We start from the raw sequence: 22539 nt of genomic DNA on the forward strand, positions 1-22539 counted from the left end.
TCATCCCCGGGGCGCGGGGCCCGTCGAGTCGCGTTCGATCGGTCGGGTCCCCAGCGTGACGACCTCCGGGTCGGCGCCCCGCAGCAGGAGATCGACGGCCGCCCGGCCCGCCGCGTCCACCGGCATCGCCACGGTGGTCAGGGCGGGGCGGGTGTGCCGGGCGGTCAGGGTGTCGTCCGTGCCGACGACGCTGAGCCGTTCCGGGACGGCCACGCCCCGTTCCCGGGCGGCGCGCAGCAGGCCGAGCGCCATCAGGTCGTTATGGGCCAGGACCGCCGTGACACCGAGATCGAGCACGGCGTCGAACGCCGCCGCCCCGCCCTCTTCCGTCGGCTGGTGCGGGCCCACCCGATACGTCCGCACACCGTGTTCGCGGGCGGTCTCCTCGGCCGCGCGGACCGCCGCCCGCCCCGTCCAGGAGGCGGGGGGACCGAGCACGGTCGCGATCTCCCGGTGCCCCAGGTCGGCCAGTCGCCCGACGGCCAGACGGATCCCCTCGCCGACGTCCATGAGCACGCACGGCAGCCGCCGGAGCCGACGGTTGACGACCACGAGGGGGACCTCGTCGGCCAGCTCTCGGATCCGCCGGTCGGACAGCCGGGGGGAGACCAGGATCAGACCGTCCACCTGGCCCACCATGGAACGGACCGCCTCCTCCTCGACGTCGATCCGCTCATCGGTGTCGGCGATGAACACGTGGTGGTCCCGCGCCCGCGCCTGGTCCTGCGCCGCCTTGATCAGCGGGGGGAAGAAGGGGTTGGCGATGTCGGCCACGATCACGCCGAGGTTCCCGGTGCGGCGGGTGGACAGCGCCCGGGCGGCCCGGTTGGGGCGGTAGCCCAACTCGTTCGCCACGGCCAGGACCCGGATCCTCGTCTCGGGGTTGACCAGGTGCGACGCCGAGAAGGCCCGGGACACGGTGGACGTGTGGACGCCGCTGGCCCGAGCCACGTCCTTGAGGGTCACGACCATTCCGCCACCTCGTCCGTGCTCGTCGGATCCTCAGACTAGAGCAAGCGGTTGCTCTGTGGGGACGGAGATTTTCCCGTTTTTCCAGGGGAAGGAGGGTTGATTCTCCTCCGTACTTCGGGGAGTTTGATGCAAACGTTTGCAATCATCCTCCAGGAGTGGACCATGCGAAGGCCCCTTTCCCCCGCCCTCGTCCTCGCGCTGGTCGCGGCCCTGACGGTGTCCCCGTCGACGGTCGCCGCCGACACCGACATCGGCAGGTCGGTCCTGCCGGAAGGGGACGGCTGGGCCTCCGCCGGCGGTGGTACCACCGGAGGCGCCGCCGCCACCGCCGCCAACGTGTTCCGGGTGTCGACCCCGGCGGAGTTCCGGACGGCCATCGCGGGCGACCAGCCCAAGATCGTGTACGTCGACGGCTCCATCGACGCCAACACCGACTCCGACGGAACCCCGCTGACCTGTGACGACTACGCCGTCGACGGCTACTCCCTGGAGGCGTACCTGGCCGCCTACGACCCCGAGGTCTGGGGGCGGGAGGACCCCTCCGGCCCCCTGGAGGAGGCCCGGCAGGCCTCGCAGGACGTCCAGGCGGAACGGATCCGTTACCGGGTCGGCTCCAACACGACCATCGTGGGCGTCGACGACCGGAGCGAGATCACGGGGATGAACCTGCTCGTCCATAACGCGAGCAACGTCATCCTGCGCAACCTCACCTTCTCCGACACCCACGACTGCTTCCCCGGTTGGGACCCCGGCGACGGCGGGACCGGCAACTGGAACTCCGAGTACGACCACGTCGAGGTCTCCGGGTCGAGGAACGTGTGGGTCGACCACAACACCTTCGATGACGGGGAGCGGCCCGGGGCCGAGCAGCCCGAGTACTTCGGGCGCAAGTACGAGGTCCACGACGGACTGTTGGACATCGTCCGCGCCGCCGACCTGGTGACGGTCTCGTGGAACCACTTCGCCGAGCGCGACAAGGCCCTGCTCCTGGGCAACAGCGACGGTCGGACCACCGACCGGGGGTACCTCCGGGTGACCTGGCACCACAACCACTTCGACGGCCTGGGCCAGCGCGCCCCGCGCGTGCGGTTCGGCCAGGTCCACGTCTACAACAACCTCTACACGGTGAGCGGCGACCTCTACCAGTACTCCCTGGGAGCGGGGGTCGAGTCGCAACTGTACGTGGAGAACAACCTGTTCGACCTGCGTGACGGGCACGCCCCGGGCGCCTTGCTGTACAACTGGGGCGGCACCGACGTGACCGGCGTGGGGAACGCGTTCATGACCGGGGGCGGGGGCCGCGTCGCGGCGCTCGACCTGGTCGCCGAGCACAACGCGGCCCGCCCCGACCGGCCGCTGGGCGAGGAGGTCACGTGGGTGCCGCAGTACACCACGGGGGTCCAGCCCGTGCACGCCCTGCGAGGCCTGGAGCGGAAGGTGGGCGCGGGACTGCTGTGACGGTGAGCGAAGGGGGCCGCTCCGGATCCGGAGCGGCCCCCTTCGTCATGGGCCGTGCGGGGTGGTGCCCCGGGTGCGGTCACTCTTCGGGGTCGATCCTCCGACGGAGGCCTCGCAGGAACTCGGGATCGTCGTCCGGTCCCAGCGGGTGCGGGCTGTTGGAGGGCCGGGTGAAGTCCGACGGGTCGAGATCGTCGATGGAGGGGGCGGCCTGAGCCGGGGAGGACGCGCTCCCCCACACGGCGCTCGAAGGGCGGGGGCGGCCCAGGAAGAGCCACAGGATCGAGCCGACGGGCATGAACAACGCGATGACGACCAGCCACAGGATCTTCGGGAGGTTCCGGGCATCCTGCGCCGGGGTGGTCAGCGCGTCGAAGAACGCGTACACCCAGAGAACGATCGATACGAGCGTGATCAGGCCACCAAGCCACACCATGATTCCAGCCTACTCTCGCTGTCCACTCCCCACGATCGGGACATTCGTCGTCACCACGATGCCGTCGCGAGGCGTGCGACGTCGGGGCCGTCCGGACCCGGGTCGGGCCATCGAGCCGGACGTGGGGCGATCCCGTGGGCATCGGCGCGATGTCCCGGGATCGACGAGGGGTGCGGCTCCCTTCCCCAGGGGTCCGCTGTGGGACTCCGGGATGCCTTGCGGGGGCGTTCCGTTCGGGTCAGGGGGTGCTCTCGCTCGGTTCCCCGAGCAGGAGGGCGCGGACTTCGGACTCACGGAAACGGCGGTGGCCGCCCGGGGTCCTGATGCTGCTGATCCGCCCGGAGGCGGCCCAACGGGTGACGGTCTTGGGATCAACCCGGAAGAGTGAGGCCACTTCCCCGGGGGTCAACAGGCGCTCGCTTGCTCGTTCCACCTTCACATTCCCCCAATCGTGCCCGCCTCGGACTGTGGGGGCGGCGGGCGTTTGATCCCCTAGTGTGCATGAGTTGGTCCGTTTCCTCCCTAGTTTTCGGAGAAATTGCGGTGTTGGGGGGAGGAGTACGCGATATGTGACCGGAACGTGATGTTCAGACCCTGCTGTCGGGATTGAAAACATCCCATGACTATCTGAATCGAAGTCATGGATCCGATCACCCGTCCGGAGGAACACACGTCGACCCGGTGCGCGCTCTCGGACACTCACCCTTAACCTGGAGGTGAGAGCACGTGAGTGCGCAGACGTCGGCCTCTTCGCGAGACCGATCCCCCGGAAACCGTGATGACGGACCGGTCGTCCCGTGCGCTGATGGGCGTAGCGATCAATCTAGTCCAGTCAATCGTCTGTTGTGAGGCTTTTCGATGCGTAGCTGGCTGCCCTATACCGCCGCCCGCCTGGGACTGTTCCTCGCGGCGTTCGGAGTGGTGTACCTCTTCGGCGCCCGCTCGTGGATGGCACTGATCCTCGCCTGGTTGATCAGCGGACTGGCGTCCTACGTCCTGCTGTCCCGACTGCGCGACCGGATGTCCGTCTCCGTCTCCGAACGCCTGGAGAAGCGCCGAGGGGCCCTGGTGGGCGACCGTCTGGAGGACGGCGCCGCCCGCGAGGACCACCTTCAGGAGGCCGCCGAGGACGTCCCGGCCCCGGAGAGGGCCGAGGCGACGAAGGAGACCCCGGCCGTGCCCAAGGAGTCCTAGGGTTCCTTGGCCGACGGCGGTCGCCACCGGCGAACCCGGCACCGAGGCCGCGCCCACGGCTCCGCCGACCGGCCCCACGACCTCGGGGCCCACCGGGGTCAGCCGATGGGGAACATGCCCAGGCGGGCGTGGTACTCGCCGGCCAACCGCTCGGTGTCGCTGCCGACGTACAGCCCGTCCGGGGTGGCGTGCATGGCCTCCACACCGTGCCCCCGGGTCCGGCCCGGGTTCCAGGCCAGGGCGCGTCCGGTGCGCGGGTCGACGGCGGCGATGCCCTCGCGGGCGACCGACCCCGGCCCCGGGTTGAGGGCGCCCTGCTCGTTGTCCATCCACCTCTGGTGGCCGCCCGCGTACACGGCGGCCCCGGTCACCTCGACCGAGTACAGCGAATCGCCGCCGGTCTTGTTGGACCACGTGGGTGTGGAGTTCGCGGTGTCGTTGTTCTCGAACCTCACCACGGCCTTGCACAGCCCCGGCTTGGTCTGCGGACCGCCCGCCGTCACCAGAGCGAAGTAGGAGCCGTCGGGGGCGAAGTCCATCTGCCGCATGTAGGTGTGCATCGCCGAGTAGTCGCACTCCGGCTCGAACGCCTTCGTCGACCACCGGGTGGGGCGGCCGGTCGCGGTGTCCAGCATGGCGATCTGGTACCGGCTCTGTCCGTTCACCTTGGTGAACGTCCCGTTGATCACCAGCCGTCGCCCGTCGGGGCTCAGGGCCAGTTCCTGCACCCGCAGGCCGCCCCGGCGTTGCTCGGAGACGACCGGTGAGAACCCGGGGTCCACCGCGCCGGTGACCGGGTTCAGCCGGGCGATCGCCGGACGCGCGGTCCCGCCGATCCCTCGGAAGGAACCGCCGACGTAGAGCCGGGAGCCGTCGGTGGCCAGCCGGTGGACGACGCCGCCGTCCACGGTCGTGGTGAACGCCGCGACCCGGGAACCGTCGAAGAGCCGCAGCCGTGCGAGCCCGCGCGCGGCGGTGCCGTTGACCGCGCGGAACTCGCCGCCGATGACGACGGTGCCGTCCGGTCCGGGCACCACCGAGTTGACGGTCCCGTTCACCCGGGGGGTGAAGTCGTGGATGATCCGCCCGGTTCCGTGCTCGAACGCGAAGATGTTGTGCAGTTCGTGCGTGTAGTCCCGGTCGGCCTCGGCGACCCGGCCGAACCCGCCGGCGACGATGACGACGTTCCCGACGCGCACGATGTCCTTGACCGCTCCGTCCAGGACGTGCGGGGTCCAGCGGACGGGTCGCTCGCTCACCACGGACCGGTGCGCGGTGTCGCCCGCGAGGGCCGGCGTCGGAGCCCCGATCGCGGCCAACAGGGCCATGCCCAACGCCAGGGCGGTGAACTTGGGTTTCACGGACGGTCTCCTCGGTCGTACATCAGGGAAGGACATGACCGATTCTTGCAAAGAGTTGATCCGAAATCACACACAGTGATGAAACCGATCCCGTGCGGGGCCCGGCCCGCGGCGCGTTCGGCTCGGGACGGCCGTAGGCTGTGGGGTATGGCCCGCGCTGAACTCGACAAGAAGCCCCAGGACGTCGCGGCGATGTTCGACGGCATCGCCGATCGTTACGACCTCGTCAACGACGTCATCTCCCTCGGTCAGGACCGCGCCTGGCGCCGGGCGACCGTCAACGCCGTCGACGCCCACAGCGGTGAGCTGGTCCTGGACCTGGCCGCGGGCACCGGTACCTCCTCGGAGTCCTTCATCCGCAAGGGCGCCCGGGTGATCGCCTGCGACTTCTCGCTGGGCATGCTCACCACCGGCGTCCGACGGCGCGGGGGCGCGTCCAGGGGCGGCGTCACCTTCGTCGCCGGCGACGCCCTGCACCTGCCCTTCGCCGACGAGACCTTCGACGCGGTGACCATTTCGTTCGGCCTGCGCAACGTCAACGACGTGGACCGGGCCCTGCGCGAACTGCTGCGGGTGACCAAGGTCGGCGGCCGTGTGGTGATCTGCGAGTTCAGCCACATCCCGGTGGAATTCGTCGACCGTCTCTACTCGACGTACCTCATGGCCGCGCTGCCCAGGATCGCCGGCGCGGTGTCGGGCAAGAGCGAGTCCTACGACTACCTCTCGGAGTCGATCGTGGCCTGGCCGGCCCAGGCCGACCTGGCCCGACACCTCCAGGACGCCGGGTGGTCCCGTGTCGCCTGGCGGAACCTGTCGTGTGGGATCGTCGCCCTCCACCGCGGCTTCCGAGAGCAGTAAAAGCGACACAAGGCGCATGATGTCGCCTTCTTCTTGAATAGCTTCAAAGCTCTCAAAGCCCGAGGAGTCCTGTGCTCCTCGGGTTTTTCGTGTGCTCGGTGTGGCGCGTGTGGTGATGGAAAAGACTATGAGCTGCGTATTTGTTGATCGGTGGGGCCTTTGGTGGCTCTCATACGCCTATGGGGCGATTGAGAATGTTTCGCTGTGTATACCCCCCCGGGCTCGCAACCCGGCCCCCAAGGGTCTAGACTGCCGAAAAGAGGCTTGTGAAGTGCTTCACAAGGGCGCGAGGGATGAGACACATGGCCCTATGTCCGACATGACATAAGTCCTCAACCGTACAAAGCACGTGGTCACGGACCCCGCACGGAGAGCCACCCGGCGGGACCGTAACCCCGTCCCCATAACACCGAGAGAACACGACAGGACAACCCCCCCGTGAGCGGGTCGGAACCCCGCACAGGCCCGCCACGGTGCACCCGCGCGAGCAGTCGAGGAACCACCCGTGAGCGAGACAGCCACCTCCTCTCCCGACCTCAGAGGCCGAGGTCGGGACCGCGTCGAGTACGACGCCGACGTCATCGTCGTCGGTGCCGGACCGTCCGGCTCCACCACCGCCTACTACCTGGCCCAGGCCGGACTCGACGTCCTCCTCCTGGAGAAGACCGCCTTCCCCCGGGAGAAGGTCTGCGGTGACGGCCTGACCCCCAGGGCGGTCAAACAGCTCACCGCCATGGGCGTCACCTTCGAGGACGAGGGCTGGATCAAGAACCACGGCCTGCGCATCGTCGGCGCCGGCGCCCGCCTCGAACTCCCCTGGCCCGACCTGGCCGCCTACCCCGGCTTCGGCCTCGTGCGCACCCGGTTCGACTTCGATCAGATCCTGGTGGACCGCGCCGTCACCGCCGGCGCCAAGCTCCTGGAGCGCACCACCGTCACCGGACCCCTCATGGACGAGCGCAGCAACCGCATCGTCGGGGTCCACGCCAAGAACGCCGACCGCGAACCCGTGACCTTCCGGGCACCGCTGGTCGTCGCGGCCGACGGCAACTCCTCGCGCCTGTCCGTCGCCATGGGCATCCGCAAGCGCGACGACCGTCCCATGGGCGTGGCCGTGCGCACCTACTTCACGAGCCCCCGCCACGATGACGACTTCCTCGAATCCTGGCTGGAACTGTGGGACAAGAGCGGCGACAAGGACGTGCTCCTGCCCGGCTACGGCTGGATCTTCGGTGTCGGTGACGGCACCAGCAACGTGGGCCTGGGCATCCTCAACTCCACCAGCTCCTTCCAGGACGTCGACTACCGCAAGCTGCTGCGGCGCTGGACCGACTCCATGCCGGAGGAGTGGGGTTTCACCGAGGAGAACCGGACCACGCCCGTCCGCGGCGCCGCCCTGCCCATGGGCTTCAACCGGGTTCCGCACTACTCGCGCGGCCTCCTGCTCGTCGGCGACGCCGGCGGCATGGTGAACCCCTTCAACGGCGAGGGCATCGCCTACGCCATGGAGGCCGGCAACATCGCCGCCGAGGTGATCGTGCAGGCGCACGGGCGCACCACCCAGCAGACCCGCGAGCGCGCCCTGTTGCGCTACCCCCAGGTCCTCGCCGACACCTACGGCGGCTACTACACGCTGGGCCGCTACTTCGTGAAGATGATCGGCCAGCCCGAGTTCATGAAGTACGCGACCAAGTACGGCCTGCGCCAGCGCACCCTCATGAAGTTCGCGCTCAAGATGCTCGCCAACCTCACCGAACCCACGCAGGGCGACGCCATGGACCGGGTCATCAACGGCCTGTCCAAGATCGCCCCCGCGGCATAAGCAGCCCCGCCCTCCGGGCGGCCGCTCGACGCCGTGACCGGGGACGACGGGACGGATCAGAGATGAGCCCGCACAAGTGAAAGCAATCACAAGCGCCTCGCCCCGCTCGGGCGTCCGCGCCGACCAGCCGGAAGGAGGGTGACCGGTGGAGCTCTACGCACCGATATTCGTGCTCGGCGGGATCGGCGCCGCGTTCGTCGTGGTGTCCATGGTCGCCGGCGCGGTCCTGGGACCCAAGCGCTACAACCGCGCCAAGATGCAGGCCTACGAATGCGGCATCGAGCCCACGCCGCAGCCTGCCGGCGGCGGTCGTTTCACCGTCAAGTACTACATGACGGCGATGATGTTCATCATCTTCGACATCGAGATCATCTTCCTCATCCCCTGGGCCGTGCACTTCGACGCCCTCGGCTGGTTCGGCCTGATCGCGATCGTCCTGTTCCTGGTGAACGTCTCCATCGCCTACGCCTACGAGTGGCGCCGGGGAGGCCTCGAATGGGACTGACACCGCGCCTCCCCGTACCCCGCGTCCGCACCCCGCAGCCCCGCCCGGAGGAGGTCCGCAGCTGATGGGACTCGAAGAGAAACTGCCCAGCGGCATCATGCTGACCACCGTCGAACAGGTCGTCGGGCTCGCCCGCAAGAGTTCGATGTGGCCCGCGACGTTCGGCCTGGCCTGCTGCGCCATCGAGATGATGGCCGTCGGCGGCCCCCACTACGACCTGGCCCGCTTCGGCATGGAGAAGTTCGGCGCCACCCCGCGCCAGGCCGACCTCATGGTCGTCGCCGGCCGGGTGAGCCAGAAGATGGCCCCCGTCCTGCGTCAGATCTACGACCAGATGCCCGAGCCCAAGTGGGTCATCGCGATGGGTGTGTGCGCCTCCAGCGGCGGCATGTTCAACAACTACGCGATCGTCCAGGGCGTGGACCACATCGTTCCGGTCGACATGTACCTGCCGGGCTGTCCGCCCCGACCCGAGATGTTCCTGGACGCGGTGCTCAAGCTGCACGACAAGGTGCAGAACACCAAGCTCGGCGCGCACCGCGAGCAGGAGATCACCGAGATCGAGGAGCGCATGCTCCGCCGGTCGCTTCCCCTGGTGAGCAAGGACTGACATGAGCACCGACAACGAGCGCGAACGCGACGAAGAGGCCGCGCGCCTCCCCGACCAGTCGGGCACCGAGCGCCTGGCCGCACCCGTGAAGCGGACCGGCATGTTCGGCACGGCCACCAGCGGCGACACCTCCGGGTTCGGCGGACTCCAGGTACGGGGGAGCGCTCCCGTCTCCTCCCGGCGGCCGTTCACCGACCCGGACGACCCGCGCACCGCCGACTTCGACCGGGTGGCCGACGACCTGGAGGCCGCCCTCGGCGACGCCGCGGGCGCGGTGGAGCGGGTGGAGGTGGCGTACGGGGAGATCACCTTCCACGTGCGCCGCGAGGCCCTGCTCGAACTGGTCCGCCTGCTGCGCGACGACCCGGCCCTGCGCTACGAGCTGTGCCTGGGGGTGATGGGCGTCCACTTCCCGGACCAGACGGGACGGGAGCTGCACGCCGTCTACCAGTTCCGCTCGATCACCCACAACAGCGAGATCCGGATCACCGTGACCTGCCCGGACACCGATCCGCACATCCCGTCGATCGTGTCGGTCTACCCGACCAACGACTGGCACGAGCGGGAGGCCTGGGACTTCTTCGGGATCGTCTTCGACGGTCACCCGGCGCTCACCCGGATCCAGATGCCCGACGACTGGCACGGCCACCCCCAGCGCAAGGACTACCCGCTGGGCGGCGTCCCCGTCGAGTACCGGGGTGCCACCGTGCCCCCGCCCGACCAGCGGAGGTCGTACACGTGACCCGGCTCAACCACCACCGGAAGGGAGGCACGGCATGACCGTCACCGAGGACTACATCGACGCCTCCGGCGGCGACTGGGACGAGGTCATCGAGAAGGCGCAGGCCACGAGCGCCGAACGTCTCGTCGTCAACATGGGGCCCCAGCACCCGTCCACCCACGGCGTGCTCCGCCTCGTCCTCACCCTCGACGGGGAGACCTGCACCGAGGCCCGTGTCGCGATCGGCTACCTGCACACCGGCATCGAGAAGAACATGGAGTTCCGGACGTGGACGCAGGGCACCACGTTCGTCACCCGCATGGACTACCTGACGCCGCTCTTCAACGAGACGGTGTACTGCCTGGCGGTCGAGAAGCTCCTGGGCATCGAGGACCGGATCCCGGACCGGGCCAACGTCATCCGCGTGATGATGATGGAGCTCAACCGGATGGCCTCGCACTTCGTGGCGATGGCGACGTTCGGCATGGAGCTGGGCGCCACCACCGTCATGACCAACGGGTTCCGTGAGCGCGAGATGATCCTGGACGTCTTCGAGCTCGTCACCGGCCTGCGGATGAACCACGCCTACATCCGGCCCGGAGGGGTCGCCCAGGACCTGCCGCCCGGCGCGGTCGGCAAGGTCCGCGAACTCCTCAAGGAGATGCCCGAGCGCATCGGGATCATGCGCAAGCTCCTCGACGAGAACCCGGTCTACCTGGCCCGGACCAAGGACGTCGCCTACCTCAACCTGCCCGGCTGCATGGCCCTGGGTGTCACCGGCCCGCTGCTGCGCGCCTCGGGGTTGGCCTACGACCTGCGCAAGGCCAAGCCGTACTGCGGTTACGAGGGCTACGAGTTCGACGTCCCGGTCTCCGACGGCGGCGACGTCTACGCCCGCTACCGGGTGCGCATCGCCGAGATGGAGGAGAGCCTCAAGATCGTCGAGCAGTGCCTGGACAAGCTGTCCCCGGGCCCCGTGATGATCGAGGACGCCAAGATCGGCTGGCCCGCCAAGCTGGCCCTGGGCCCGGACGGTATGGGCAACTCGCCCGACCACATCGCGCACATCATGAGCAGCTCCATGGAAGCGCTCATCCACCACTTCAAGCTGGTCACCGAGGGCTTCCGGGTCCCGGTCGGCCAGACCTACGCGGCCGTCGAGAGCGCCAAGGGCGAACTCGGGTGCTACGCGGTCAGCGACGGGGGCACCCGCCCCTACCGCGTGCACTTCCGTGATCCCTCCTTCACCCACCTCCAGGCCGTCGCCGCCATGTGCGAGGGCGGGACGGTGGCGGACGTGATCGCGGCCGTGGCCAGTATCGACCCGGTGATGGGAGGCGTGGACCGGTGAGCGGACACGAGCACGACCACGGGGTGCCGACGGTGCCGGAGGGGACCGACGCGTTCCCCGCCGAGGTCATCGCGCGCCTGGAACAGGACGCCAAGGAGATCATCGGCCGCTACCCCAAGCCGAGGTCGGCACTCCTTCCGCTGCTGCACCTGGTGCAGTCGGAGGAGGGTCACGTCAGCCGGGCCGGGATGCACTTCTGCGCCGAACAGCTGGGCATCACCCTCGCCGAGGTGAACGCGGTCGCCACCTTCTACACCATGTACCGTCGCCGCCCCGGCGGCGACTACCAGGTGGGGGTGTGCACCAACACCCTGTGCGCGGTGATGGGCGGGGACGAGATCTTCGCCGCCCTCAAGGAGCACCTGGGCGTGGGGAACAACGAGACCACCGAGGACGGCAAGGTCACGCTGGAGCACGTCGAGTGCAACGCGGCCTGCGACTTCGCCCCCGTCGTGATGGTCAACTGGGAGTTCTTCGACAACCAGACCCCCGACTCGGCCACGAGGCTGGTCGACGACCTGCGGCTGGGGAACGACGTCGCGCCGACCCGGGGCCCCGCGAGCCTGTGCACCTGGAAGCAGGCGTCCCGGGTGCTCGCCGGGTTCGACGACGGCCGTGCCGGAGAGGGTGTACAGGCCGCGGGCCCATCGCTCGCCGGTCTGACCATCGCCCGGGAACGCGGCTGGACCGCTCCCGACCCGGCGAACCCTTCCCGTCCCGCCCAGGGTGAGGAGGAGACCAAGTGACCACCCTGACCCCGGTCCTGTCCGACAACTGGGACCGTCCCGACTCCTTCACCCTGGAGGGGTACCGCGCCGACGGCGGTTACCGGGCCCTGCGCAAGGCCCTGGCCATGGAGCCCGAGGCCATCGTCGACCTGGTGAAGCAGTCCGGACTGCGCGGGCGCGGCGGCGCCGGCTTCCCCACCGGCATGAAGTGGGGGTTCCTGCCCGCCGACAACCCCAAGCCCCGCTACCTCGTCGTCAACGCCGACGAGTCCGAGCCCGGGACCTGCAAGGACATCCCGCTGATGCTCGCCAACCCGCACTCGCTCGTCGAGGGTGTGGCGATCGCCTCCTACGCGATCAAGTCGAGCCAGGCGTTCATCTACGTGCGCGGTGAGGTCGTCCACGTCATCCGCCGCCTGCGCAAGGCCGTCGCCGACGCCTACGCCGCCGGCCTGCTCGGCAAGGACATCCTCGGCACCGGCTTCGACCTCGACGTCGTCGTCCACGCCGGGGCGGGCGCCTACATCTGCGGTGAGGAGACCGCCCTCCTGGACTCCCTGGAGGGCTACCGGGGTCAGCCCCGGCTCAAGCCGCCGTTCCCCGCCGTCGCCGGCCTGTACGCGTCGCCGACCGTGGTGAACAACGTCGAGTCCATCGCCAGCGTCCCCGGCATCATCCTGGGCGGCGCCGAGTGGTTCACCTCGATGGGCACCGAGAAGTCCGCCGGATTCGGCTTCTTCTCGCTGTCCGGCCACGTGACCACACCCGGCCAGTACGAGGCGCCGCTCGGCATCACGCTGCGCGAACTCCTCGACATGGCCGGCGGCATCCGCGCCGGACACCGACTCAAGTTCTGGACGCCCGGCGGCTCCTCCACACCGATCTTCACCGAGGAGCACCTGGACACCCCGCTCGACTTCGAGTCGGTGGGCGCCGCCGGATCCATGCTCGGCACCCGCGCCCTCCAGATCTTCGACGAGACCACCTGTGTGGTCCGCGCGGTCGGCCGATGGATCGCCTTCTACGCCCACGAGTCCTGCGGCAAGTGCACGCCCTGCCGCGAGGGCAACTTCTGGATGGTCCAGGTGCTGGACCGCCTGGAGCGCGGCGAGGGCACCGAGGCCGACCTCGACAAACTCCTGGACATCTGCGACAACCTCCTCGGTCGGTCGTTCTGCGCCCTCGGCGACGGCGCGACCAGCCCCGTCATGTCGTCGATCAAGCACTTCCGCCAGGAGTACATCGACCACGTGGAGAAGGGCGGCTGCCCCTTCGACCACGCCAGGTCCACCCTGTGGGCGGACCGCACGACCACGACGGGAGGGAACCAGTGACCGTCACCTCCAACAGCCCGGGCGGAGCGGCCCCCGCACCGCCCCCAGAGGACCTGATCACCGTCACCATCGACGGTTTCCGGATCCAGGTGCCCAAGGGCACCCTGCTCATCCGCGCCGCCGAACTCCTCGGCATCCAGATCCCGCGCTTCTGCGACCACCCGCTCCTCGACCCGGTCGGGGCCTGCCGCCAGTGCCTGGTGGAGATCCCCGACATGGGCAACGGGCGGGGCATGCCCAAACCGCAGGCCTCCTGCACCATCACCGTGATGGAGGGGATGGTGGTCAACACCCACCTCACCTCCCCGGTGGCGGAGAAGGCCCAGCGCGGCATCATGGAGTTCCTGCTCATCAACCACCCGCTGGACTGCCCGGTCTGCGACAAGGGCGGCGAGTGCCCCCTCCAGAACCAGGCCATGTCCACGGGCCGGGGCGAGAGCCGGTTCGTGGACGTCAAGCGGACCTTCCCCAAGCCGATCCCGCTGTCCAGCCAGGTACTGCTCGACCGGGAGCGCTGCATCCAGTGCGCCCGCTGCACCCGGTTCGCCGCGCAGATCGCCGGGGACCCGCTCATCGAACTGATGGAGCGCGGCGCCAAGGAACAGGTCGGCATCGCCGACGGTGAGCCGTTCAACTCCTACTTCTCCGGCAACACCGTGCAGATCTGCCCGGTGGGCGCCCTCACCGGGTCGGCCTACCGGTTCCGGGCGCGCCCCTTCGACCTGGTCTCCACCCCCAGCGTCTGCGAACACTGCGCCGGCGGCTGCGCCCAGCGCACCGACCACCGGCGCGGCAAGGTCACCCGCCGCCTGGCCGGCGACGACCCGCAGGTCAACGAGGAGTGGAACTGCGACAAGGGCCGGTGGGCGTTCACCTACGCCACCCGGAGCGACCGGCTCGCCCGCCCGCTCATCCGCGACGACGAGTCCCGGGCCCTGGAGTTCGCCTCCTGGCCCGAGGCCGTCTCCGTCGCCGGGGAGCGGTTGGCCGCCGCCAGGGGCCGGGTCGGCGTCCTGGTCGGCGGGCGTCTCACCTACGAGGACGCCTACGCCTACGCCAAGTTCGCGCGGGTCGCCCTGGGCACCAACGACGTGGACATGCGGGCCCGGGTCCACTCCCGGGAGGAGGCCGACTTCCTCGCCGCCCGCGTCGCCGGTACCCCCGTCGACGTGGACTTCACCGCGCTGGAGAAGGCACCCGCCGTTCTCCTGGCCGGGTTCGAACCCGAGGACGAGTCGCCCTCCACGTTCCTGCGCCTGCGCAAGGGCCACCGCAAGCGGGGCCTGCGGCTCTACTCGGTGGCCACCCACGCCAGTCTCGGCCTCACCAAGGCCGGCGGCACCCTCATCGGCGCCCTCCCCGGTGACGAGGCGCGTGTCCTCAACGCCCTGGAGGACACCGCGCCCGAGGCCGTCGAGGCCCTGGGCGCGGAGGGCGCGATCATCGTCGTCGGCGAACGGCTCGCCGCCGTCCCCGGCGCGCTGACCGCCGCCGCCGCGCTGGCCGACCGCACCGGCGCCCGCCTGGCGTGGATCCCGCGTCGGGCCGGCGAACGCGGCGCCATCGACGCCGGCGCGCTGCCCGGGCTGCTGCCCGGCGGCCGACCCGTCACCGACGCCTCGGCCCGCGCCGAGGTCGCCCGCGCCTGGAACGTCGGCTCCCTGCCGGAGACCCCCGGTCGCGACACCCGGGCCATCATCGAGGCCGCCGCCCGCGGCGAACTCGACGCACTGGTCATCGCGGGCGTCGAGCTCGACGACCTGCCCGACCCCGAGGCCGCCCGCGCGGCCCTGGCCCGGGTGCCGTTCATCGTCAGCCTCGAACTGCGCGCCGGTGAGATCACCGACCGCGCCGACGTGGTCTTCCCCGTCGCCGCCGTCGCCGAGAAGTCCGGCACCTTCGTCAACTGGGAGGGCCGCCACCGGCCCTTCGGTGACGCGCTCAAGGTCCCCGGCGCACTGTCCGACCTGCGGGTCCTGGCTGCCATCGCCGACGGGATGGACGTCCACCTGGGCCTGCCCGACTCCGCCACCGCCTACCGCGAGCTGCTGGAACTCGGCCTGTGGGCGGGGGAGCGGGCCGCCGGTCCGGCCGTCCGTCCCGTCGAGGTCCCGCGACCGCGCTCCGGCGAGGCCCTGCTGTCCACCTGGCGCCAGCTCCTGGGCACCGGCCGGATGGAGGACGGCGAGCCGTTCCTGGCCGGGACGGCCCGTCCCGCCCGCGCCTACCTGTCCAAGGCCACGGCCGACGAGATCGGGGTGCCCGACGGCGGTTCGCTCCGCGTCACCGGCACCCGGGGCTCGGTCACCGTTCCCGTGGTCGTCACCGACATCGCCGACCGGGTCGTCTGGCTCCCGGCCAACGCCCGGGGTTGCGACATCCGCCGCGACCTGGGCAGCGGCTCGGGCGAGACCGTCCTGCTGTCGGCGCCGACCACCGCCGGGAGGCAACAGTGACCCCCGTCGCCACCAGCGTGGCGCACCTGGCGTCGGAGGAGACGCTCAGCGCCTTCGGCAACGACCCGTGGTGGATCACCACCATCAAGGCGCTGGCCATCTTCGTCTTCCTGATGGTCTGCGTCCTCATGATGATCATGGCCGACCGCAAGGTCATGGGCCGGATGCAGCAACGGCACGGACCCAACCGGATGGGCCCCTGGGGTCTGCTCCAGTCCCTGTTCGACGGCATCAAGCTCTCCCTCAAGGAGGACCTGATCCCGCGCGGTGTCGACCGGCTCGTCTACATCGCCGCGCCGATCATCGCCGCGGTCCCCGCTTTCATCGCGTTCTCGGTCATCCCGATCGGGCCCGAGGTGACCATGTTCGGGGTCGTCACCCCGCTCCAGCTCACCGACCTGCCCATCGCGGCCCTGGTGGTCCTGGCCACCGCCGCGCTCGGGGTGTACGGGTTCGTGCTCGGCGGATGGGCGTCCCAGTCGCCCTACGCCCTGCTCGGAGGTCTGCGCGCGTCCGCCCAGGTGATCAGCTACGAGATCGCCATGGGCCTGTCGTTCGTCGCGGTCTTCATCATGGCGGGCACGCTCACCACCTCCGGGATCGTCGAGGCCCAGCGCGGAATGTGGTTCGCCGTGCTGCTCCTGCCGTCGTTCCTCATCTACCTGGTGACGATGGTCGGCGAGACCAACCGGCTCCCGTTCGACCTCGCCGAGGGCGAGGGCGAGATCGTCGGCGGCTTCATGACCGAGTACGGGTCCATGAAGTTCACGATGTTCTTCCTCGCCGAGTACGTGAACATGTGCACGGTCGCCGCCGTGTCCGTCACGCTCTTCCTCGGCGGCTGGTACGCCCCGTTCGGGATCGGCACCGCCTTCCCCGGAGCCAACGAGGGCTGGTGGCCCGCCCTGTGGTGGCTGCTCAAGTTCGTCGGCGTCATGTTCCTGTTCATCTGGGCGCGCGGCAGCCTGCCCCGGGTCCGCTACGACCAGCTCATGGCGCTCGGCTGGAAGGTCCTCATCCCGATCCAGCTGGTGTGGATCACCGCCGTCGCCGTCGTGCGGATGCTCATCCTGGACGGCGCCTCCCCGATCGTCATCGGCGCGGTCGTCGCCGCCTTCACCCTCGCCACCCTCGCCGCGTTCTACGCCTGGCTCCGGTACGTGCGCCGCGAGCGCGCCGAAGAGGCCGAACAGCGCGCCGAGAACGCACGCCGGGCCCGGGAGGACGCCGCCTTCGGCGGGTTCCCCGTGCCACCGAGCACCGCACCGCACTACGGCAGCAGTGTGCTCGCCGAACCGCCGCGGACGGCCTCGGCCGCCGCGACCCAACGCGTCAAGCAGAAGGGGGAGGTCACCGGTGCTTGATTGGCTCAATCCCGTCAAGGGTTTCGGCGTCACCTTCCACACCATGTTCAAGAAGGTGCCGACCGTCGAGTACCCGGAGGTCAAGCGCCCCACGGCGCCGCGCTTCCACGGACGACACCAGCTGAACAGGTGGGCCGACGGGCTGGAGAAGTGCATCGGGTGCGAACTGTGCGCCTGGGCCTGTCCCGCCGACGCCATCTACGTCGAAGCCGGTGACAACACCGACGACGACCGCTACTCGCCCGGCGAACGCTACGGGCGGATCTACCAGATCAACTACCTGCGCTGCATCCTGTGCGGACTGTGCGTGGAGGCGTGCCCGACACGCGCCCTCACCATGACCAACGAGTACGAACTCGCCGACGACAACAGGCAGAGCCTGATCTGGACCAAGGAGCAGTTGCTCGCCCCCCTCAAGGAGGGCATGGAGGCGCCGCCGCACCCCATGCGCCTGGGCGACAGCGACCTCGACTACTACGCCACCGGTCGCGGGCAGCACGGCTCCCAGGACGGCCAACACGAGGACACGGAGGCGGTCCGATGACCTCCTCCCTCGTCCTCGCCTCGCCGTACACCCAGCCGCACGGGCTCCACCTCGCCGCCCCCATCGGCGGCGGCGAGGCCTCCGCGTTCTGGATCCTGGGAACCGTGGTCGTCCTCGGCGCCCTGGGCGTCGTGTTCTCCCGCAAGGCCGTCCACTCGGCCATGTCCATGGCGCTGACCATGGTGGGCCTGGCGATCTTCTACGGGATCAACGCCGCGCCCTTCCTCATGGTCGTGCAGATCGTCGTCTACACCGGCGCGGTCCTCATGCTGTTCCTGTTCGTGCTGATGCTCGTCGGCGTCAGCTCCGCCGACTCGTTGGTGGAGACGCTCAGCGGACAGCGGATCCTCACCGCGCTCGTCGCGCTCGCCTTCGTCGGCGCGCTGGCCACGGGGATCACCCGCATCTCGGTGGGCGACCCGGTCGGCCTGGCCGCCGGGGTCGCCGCCGCGGGCGGCAGCATCCCCTGGATCGCCGGCGAACTCCTGCTGCGCTACGTCGTCGCCTTCGAGGCGACCGCCGCGCTGCTGGTCACCGCGGTCCTGGGCGCCATGGTCCTGGCGCACACCGCCCGCACCAAGAAGCGGCGCACCCAGCGGGAGATCTCCGAGGACCGCATCCGCGGCGATCACCCCACTCCGCTGCCCGGGCCCGGCACCTACGCCCGGCACAACGCGATCGACATGCCGGCGCTGCTGCCGGACGGGACGGTCTCCCGGCTCTCCCTCAACCCGGTGCTCACCGCCCGCGACCCCGAATACCAGTCGGGGGTGCCCGCCGACATCCGGGCCGGTCGCCCGCCGCTCCCCGGTGGGGCGTCGGACTCGGCCCACTCCAAGGAGGGCGAGCCCCCGACCGGGATCGGGGACCACCCGCACGAGGCGGACGAGACCGCGACGGTCGAGCAGGAGAACGGCGACGGTCAGGAGGTGGAGTCCTCGTGGACCCGATGAACTACATCGTCCTCGCGGCACTGCTGTTCACCATCGGCGCGATCGGCGTGCTCATCCGACGCAACGCGATCATCGTCTTCATGTGCGTCGAACTCATGCTCAACGCCTGCAATCTGGCGTTCGTCGCGTTCGCCCGCATGCACGGGGACATCGAGGGGCAGGTCATCGCCTTCTTCGTGATGGTCGTCGCCGCCGCCGAGGTGGTCGTGGGCCTCGCGATCATCATGCAGATCTTCCGAACCCGCAGGTCGGCGTCGCTCGATGACGCCAACCTGCTCAAGCACTAGAAGGCGACGTGGCAGTGCAACATCACACTCACCTCGCCGCCGAGACCGTGACGGCGGTCGCCGCGGACGGCGCGGTGCTGTCGAACGCCTGGTTGCTCATCGCCCTGCCGTTGGTCGGTGCGGCGATCCTGCTGCTGGGCGGCAAACGGACCGACTCCTGGGGGCACCTGCTCGCCACGGCGCTGCCGGTGGGCTCCTTCGTCTGGGCGATCCTCATCCTGTTCGACCTCCTGGGCCGGGCAGAGGGCGCGCGCAGCGTCGCGGTCCCCGTCTACGAGTGGTTCTCGGTCGGCGCGTTCAACGTCGGGGCGGACCTGCTGGTCGACCCCCTGTCGATCACCTTCGTCCTGCTGATCACCTTCGTCGGATCGTTGATCCACGTCTACTCGATCGGCTACATGGCCCACGACCCGGGTCGTCGGCTCTTCTTCGCCTACCTCAACCTGTTCGTCGCGGCCATGCTGGTGCTGGTCCTGGCCGACAACTTCGCCCTGCTGTTCCTGGGCTGGGAGGGCGTGGGCCTGGCGTCCTACCTCCTCATCGGGTTCTGGCAGCACAAGCCGTCGGCGGCCACCGCGGCCAAGAAGGCGTTCATCATCAACCGCGTGGGCGACATGGGCCTGCTCGTGGCGATCATGATCATGTTCACCGCCCTGGGAGCGGTGAGCTTCAGCGAGGTCTTCGCCGCCGTCCCCGGCGCCGGGAACGGGGTGCTGGTCGCCATCGGCCTGTGCCTGCTGCTCGGTGCCTGCGGCAAGTCCGCGCAGCTGCCCCTCCAGGCCTGGCTCCTGGACGCCATGGAGGGCCCGACCCCCGTGTCGGCGCTCATCCACGCGGCGACCATGGTCACCGCGGGCGTCTACCTCATCGTCCGCGCCGGACCGATCTTCGAGGGCGCGCCCGTCGCGCAGACCACCGTCGCGGTCGTCGGGGCCGCCACGATGATCACCGGCGGGATCATCGCCTCCGCCAAGGACGACATCAAGAAGTCCCTGGCCGGTTCGACCATGAGCCAGATCGGCATGATGGTGCTGGCCGCCGGGCTCGGACCCGTCGGCTACGTCGCCGCCATCGCCCACCTCGTCACGCACGGCTTCTTCAAGGCCGGGCTGTTCCTGGGCGCCGGTTCGGTCATGCACGCCATGAACGACGACGTGGACATGCGCCGCTACGGCGGTCTGGCCAGGGTCATGCCGATCACGTTCGCCACGTTCGGGCTCGGCTACCTCGCCATCATCGGCGTTCCGCTGCTGTCCGGCTGGTGGACCAAGGAGAGCATCATCACCGAGGCCTTCGGCATCGGCGGCACCCAGGGCATGATCCTGGGGTCGGCGGTCATCCTCGGCGCCGGGCTCACCGCCTTCTACATGTCCCGCATGTTCTTCCTGACCTTCCTCGGGAAGAAGCGGTGGGACGAGGGCGTGCACCCGCACGAGTCCCCGGTGAGCATGACCGCTCCCATGGTGGTGCTGGCCGTCGGTTCCGTCGCGCTCGGCGCCTTCCTGGTGTTCGGTGACCGGTTCGCGAACTTCCTGGCGCCCACCATCGGCGCCGACCCCCACCACTTCGACCTGGCGCACGCCTTCACCGCGCCCTACGGTCTGGCGGCCCTGGGGGTGCTGGTGGTCGGCGTGGTCGTCGCCTGGGCGATGTACCTGCGCCGCCCGGTCGAGCGCACCGCCCCCAAGGGGAACGTCGTCACCGTCGCGGCGAGCCGCGAACTGTACGGCAACGAGATCAACGAGGGGCTGTTCATGCGGCCCGGACAGGTCCTCACCAAGGCGCTCGTCGTCATCGAGGACAAGGTCATCGACGGGTTCGTCAACGGGCTCGGCACGAGCGTGCGCGACTCCTCGCGCGGGCTCGGGCGGGCACAGACCGGGTTCGCCCGGTCGTACGCGCTCACCATGCTCTTCGGCGCCGTCATCGTCGCCGCGACGCTGGTTGTGAGGTTGTAGACAATGATCCCCTGGCTCACCATCGCGATCGCGTTGCCCGCGATCGGCGCAGTGCTCATCTGGGCGCTACCGCGCGTCAAGACCCCCGTCGGCGAGCGGGCCGCCTCCGTCGCCGCCACGGCCGAAGGGGGTGGCGGCACCGCCACGGCGGTCCGCGCCCCCACCGCGGTCGGCGGCGCGGCCTCCGCGGAGAACGTCAAGCGGATCACGCTCGGCTTCTCCCTGGCCACCCTGCTCGTGCTCGTCGGCATGACCCTGCGGTTCGACCTGTCGAACGCGGGATCCCTCCAGTTCGTCGAGGAGTACCCGTGGATCCCCCGGTTCGGGGTCCACTACGCGGTCGGGGTTGACGGCATCGCCCTCACCCTGATCCTCATGTCGGCGATCCTGGTGCCGCTGGTCGTCCTGGCGGCCTGGAGGGAACACGACGACCGGGAGGACGGCGGGCGCGGCTACTTCGCGCTCATCCTGGCCCTGGAGGCCATGATGATCGGGGTCTTCGCGGCCACCGACGTCTTCCTCTTCTACGTGTTCTTCGAGGCCATGCTCATCCCGGTCTACTTCATGATCGGGCGCTACGGCCGCGGCGACGACCGGGCGAAGGCCGCCGTCAAGTTCCTGTTGTACAGCCTGGCCGGCGGACTGATCATGCTGGTCGCCGTCATCGGGGTGTTCGTCCACGGCGGCACCTTCCTGTGGGCCGACCTGGTGGGGGCGAACGGGGCGCTGGCCGCCCTCGACCCGTCCACCGCCCGGTGGCTGTTCCTCGGCTTCTTCATCGCCTTCGCGATCAAGGCGCCGATGTGGCCCGTGCACACCTGGCTGCCGCAGGCCGCCGGGGCCTCCCGCCCCGGCACCGCCGTCCTGCTGGTGGGCGTGCTCGACAAGGTCGGCACCTACGGCATGCTGCGCTACTGCATGGAGCTGTTCCCCGACGCCGTCGAGGTGTTCGTGTGGCCGGTGGTCGCCCTCAGCCTGGTGAGCATCGTCTACGGGGCGGTCCTCGCGATCGGGCAGAGCGACATGATGCGCCTGGTCGCCTACACGTCGATCTCCCACTTCGGGTTCATCACCCTGGGGATCTTCGCGCTGACCCCGCAGTCCCAGACCGGGGCCGCGCTGTACATGGTCAACCACGGGTTCGCCACCGGCGCCCTGTTCCTGGTGGTGGGCCTGCTCATCGCCCGCCGCGGCTCCTCGCGCATCGAGGACTTCAGCGGGGTGCGGAACGTGGCGCCCAAACTCGCCGGGGTCTTCCTGGTCACCGGCCTGGCCGGGCTGGCCCTGCCCGGGCTGGCACCGTTCATCAGCGAGTTCCTGGTGTTCGTCGGCGTGTACGCGTTCAACCCCGTGCCCGCCGTGATCGCCGTCATCGGTGTGGTGCTCGCCGCGCTCTACATCCTGTGGATGTACCAGCGCACCATGACCGGGCCCACCGCCGAGAGCGTGTCCGGGTTCACGGACCTGTCCGCGCGTGAGAGCTGGGTCGTCGGCCCGCTGCTCGCGCTCATCATCGTGTTCGGGCTGTACCCGCAGCCGCTGCTCGACGCGATCGAACCGGCCGCGGAGCGCACCGTGGTGGTCACCACGGTCGACTCCGCCGAGGAAGGAGGCGCGGAGTGATCCC

General features: G+C 69.8%; 21 protein-coding genes. 17 read left to right on the forward strand and 4 right to left on the reverse strand.

Annotated features, from left to right (window positions below; genetic code table 11):
- A complete protein-coding gene (locus RM479_RS02185) occupies window positions 1–972 on the reverse strand; it encodes a LacI family DNA-binding transcriptional regulator (RefSeq protein ID WP_311510029.1) in 972 nt (323 codons plus the stop codon).
- 162 nt (window positions 973–1134) lie between these two features.
- Between RM479_RS02185 and RM479_RS02190 the strand changes: the two genes are divergently transcribed.
- Window positions 1135–2430, forward strand: coding sequence for a pectate lyase family protein (locus RM479_RS02190; protein ID WP_311510031.1), 1296 nt, complete (start codon window positions 1135–1137; stop codon window positions 2428–2430).
- 79 nt (window positions 2431–2509) lie between these two features.
- Here the strand turns inward: RM479_RS02190 and RM479_RS02195 are convergent, their stop codons facing one another.
- Window positions 2510–2866, reverse strand: coding sequence for a PLD nuclease N-terminal domain-containing protein (locus RM479_RS02195; protein WP_311510032.1), 357 nt, complete (start codon window positions 2864–2866; stop codon window positions 2510–2512).
- A 238-nt stretch (window positions 2867–3104) separates the two neighbouring features.
- Window positions 3105–3305, reverse strand: a complete 201-nt coding sequence (locus RM479_RS02200; RefSeq protein ID WP_017535950.1) for a BldC family transcriptional regulator — start codon at window positions 3303–3305, stop codon at window positions 3105–3107.
- Window positions 3306–3724: 419 nt separating this feature from the next.
- Here RM479_RS02200 and RM479_RS02205 point away from each other — a divergent pair, with 419 nt between their 5' ends.
- On the forward strand, window positions 3725–4060 hold the full coding sequence (locus tag RM479_RS02205; protein WP_311510034.1) for a DUF4229 domain-containing protein: 336 nt from the start codon (window positions 3725–3727) through the stop codon (window positions 4058–4060).
- Between the two features lie 98 nt (window positions 4061–4158).
- On the opposite strand, the gene RM479_RS02210 is transcribed toward RM479_RS02205, so the two are convergent.
- Window positions 4159–5421, reverse strand: coding sequence for a delta-60 repeat domain-containing protein (locus RM479_RS02210; protein ID WP_311510035.1), 1263 nt, complete (start codon window positions 5419–5421; stop codon window positions 4159–4161).
- 147 nt (window positions 5422–5568) lie between these two features.
- On the opposite strand from RM479_RS02210, the gene RM479_RS02215 reads away from it, so the two are divergent.
- The 15 genes from RM479_RS02215 to RM479_RS02285 all read left to right on the forward strand — a co-directional run bounded on the left by RM479_RS02215 (window position 5569) and on the right by RM479_RS02285 (window position 22535).
- Window positions 5569–6279, forward strand: coding sequence for a demethylmenaquinone methyltransferase (locus RM479_RS02215; RefSeq protein WP_311510036.1), 711 nt, complete (start codon window positions 5569–5571; stop codon window positions 6277–6279).
- Between the two features lie 505 nt (window positions 6280–6784).
- On the forward strand, window positions 6785–8101 hold the full coding sequence (locus tag RM479_RS02220) for a geranylgeranyl reductase family protein (RefSeq protein WP_311510037.1): 1317 nt from the start codon (window positions 6785–6787) through the stop codon (window positions 8099–8101).
- Between the two features lie 145 nt (window positions 8102–8246).
- The gene (locus RM479_RS02225; protein WP_274810039.1) at window positions 8247–8606 is read left to right on the forward strand and encodes an NADH-quinone oxidoreductase subunit A; all 360 of its coding nucleotides are present in this window, start codon (window positions 8247–8249) and stop codon (window positions 8604–8606) included.
- A 64-nt stretch (window positions 8607–8670) separates the two neighbouring features.
- Window positions 8671–9216 carry a NuoB/complex I 20 kDa subunit family protein gene (locus RM479_RS02230; protein ID WP_274810038.1) on the forward strand — a complete coding sequence of 182 codons (546 nt, stop codon included), beginning with the start codon at window positions 8671–8673 and terminating at the stop codon, window positions 9214–9216.
- 1 nt (window position 9217) lies between these two features.
- A complete protein-coding gene (locus RM479_RS02235) occupies window positions 9218–9958 on the forward strand; it encodes an NADH-quinone oxidoreductase subunit C (RefSeq protein ID WP_311510038.1) in 741 nt (246 codons plus the stop codon).
- 34 nt (window positions 9959–9992) lie between these two features.
- A complete protein-coding gene (locus RM479_RS02240) occupies window positions 9993–11288 on the forward strand; it encodes an NADH-quinone oxidoreductase subunit D (RefSeq protein WP_311510039.1) in 1296 nt (431 codons plus the stop codon).
- Window positions 11285–12034 carry an NADH-quinone oxidoreductase subunit NuoE gene (gene nuoE, locus RM479_RS02245; protein ID WP_397221101.1) on the forward strand — a complete coding sequence of 250 codons (750 nt, stop codon included), beginning with the start codon at window positions 11285–11287 and terminating at the stop codon, window positions 12032–12034. The genes RM479_RS02240 and nuoE overlap by 4 nt, the downstream gene beginning before the upstream one ends.
- Complete coding sequence (gene nuoF / locus RM479_RS02250; protein WP_311510040.1) at window positions 12031–13350, forward strand: NADH-quinone oxidoreductase subunit NuoF; 1320 nt, start codon at window positions 12031–12033, stop codon at window positions 13348–13350. Before nuoE ends, nuoF begins: the two co-directional genes overlap by 4 nt.
- Window positions 13347–15806 (forward strand): NADH-quinone oxidoreductase subunit G, encoded by a 2460-nt coding sequence (locus RM479_RS02255; RefSeq protein ID WP_311510041.1) that lies wholly within the window; start codon window positions 13347–13349, stop codon window positions 15804–15806. Before nuoF ends, RM479_RS02255 begins: the two co-directional genes overlap by 4 nt.
- The gene (nuoH, locus tag RM479_RS02260) at window positions 15803–17170 is read left to right on the forward strand and encodes an NADH-quinone oxidoreductase subunit NuoH (protein WP_311510042.1); all 1368 of its coding nucleotides are present in this window, start codon (window positions 15803–15805) and stop codon (window positions 17168–17170) included. The genes RM479_RS02255 and nuoH overlap by 4 nt, the downstream gene beginning before the upstream one ends.
- On the forward strand, window positions 17163–17714 hold the full coding sequence (nuoI, locus tag RM479_RS02265; protein WP_311510043.1) for an NADH-quinone oxidoreductase subunit NuoI: 552 nt from the start codon (window positions 17163–17165) through the stop codon (window positions 17712–17714). Before nuoH ends, nuoI begins: the two co-directional genes overlap by 8 nt.
- Entirely contained in the window at window positions 17711–18667 is a 957-nt protein-coding gene (locus RM479_RS02270; protein WP_311510044.1) for an NADH-quinone oxidoreductase subunit J, read from the forward strand. Before nuoI ends, RM479_RS02270 begins: the two co-directional genes overlap by 4 nt.
- Complete coding sequence (gene nuoK, locus RM479_RS02275) at window positions 18655–18954, forward strand: NADH-quinone oxidoreductase subunit NuoK (protein ID WP_274810030.1); 300 nt, start codon at window positions 18655–18657, stop codon at window positions 18952–18954. Before RM479_RS02270 ends, nuoK begins: the two co-directional genes overlap by 13 nt.
- A gap of 14 nt (window positions 18955–18968) precedes the next feature.
- A complete protein-coding gene (gene nuoL / locus RM479_RS02280; protein ID WP_311510419.1) occupies window positions 18969–20912 on the forward strand; it encodes an NADH-quinone oxidoreductase subunit L in 1944 nt (647 codons plus the stop codon).
- Between the two features lie 3 nt (window positions 20913–20915).
- Complete coding sequence (locus RM479_RS02285) at window positions 20916–22535, forward strand: NADH-quinone oxidoreductase subunit M (RefSeq protein ID WP_311510045.1); 1620 nt, start codon at window positions 20916–20918, stop codon at window positions 22533–22535.
- Window positions 22536–22539: the final 4 nt, after the last annotated feature.

Source organism: Nocardiopsis lambiniae (assembly GCF_031845465.1).
GTDB lineage: Bacteria > Actinomycetota > Actinomycetes > Streptosporangiales > Streptosporangiaceae > Nocardiopsis > Nocardiopsis lambiniae.

Excerpts from the sequence above, each read along its gene's own strand:
- RM479_RS02185 (WP_311510029.1), bottom strand. The coding sequence starts at position 972 with ATGGTCGTGACCCTCAAGGACGTGGCTCGGGCCAGCGGCGTCCACACG.
- RM479_RS02190 (WP_311510031.1), top strand. The coding sequence starts at position 1,135 with ATGCGAAGGCCCCTTTCCCCCGCCCTCGTCCTCGCGCTGGTCGCGGCC.
- RM479_RS02195 (WP_311510032.1), bottom strand. The coding sequence starts at position 2,866 with ATGGTGTGGCTTGGTGGCCTGATCACGCTCGTATCGATCGTTCTCTGG.
- RM479_RS02205 (WP_311510034.1), top strand. The coding sequence starts at position 3,725 with ATGCGTAGCTGGCTGCCCTATACCGCCGCCCGCCTGGGACTGTTCCTC.
- RM479_RS02215 (WP_311510036.1), top strand. The coding sequence starts at position 5,569 with ATGGCCCGCGCTGAACTCGACAAGAAGCCCCAGGACGTCGCGGCGATG.
- RM479_RS02230 (WP_274810038.1), top strand. The coding sequence starts at position 8,671 with ATGGGACTCGAAGAGAAACTGCCCAGCGGCATCATGCTGACCACCGTC.
- RM479_RS02235 (WP_311510038.1), top strand. The coding sequence starts at position 9,218 with ATGAGCACCGACAACGAGCGCGAACGCGACGAAGAGGCCGCGCGCCTC.
- RM479_RS02240 (WP_311510039.1), top strand. The coding sequence starts at position 9,993 with ATGACCGTCACCGAGGACTACATCGACGCCTCCGGCGGCGACTGGGAC.
- RM479_RS02270 (WP_311510044.1), top strand. The coding sequence starts at position 17,711 with ATGACCTCCTCCCTCGTCCTCGCCTCGCCGTACACCCAGCCGCACGGG.
- RM479_RS02285 (WP_311510045.1), top strand. The coding sequence starts at position 20,916 with ATGATCCCCTGGCTCACCATCGCGATCGCGTTGCCCGCGATCGGCGCA.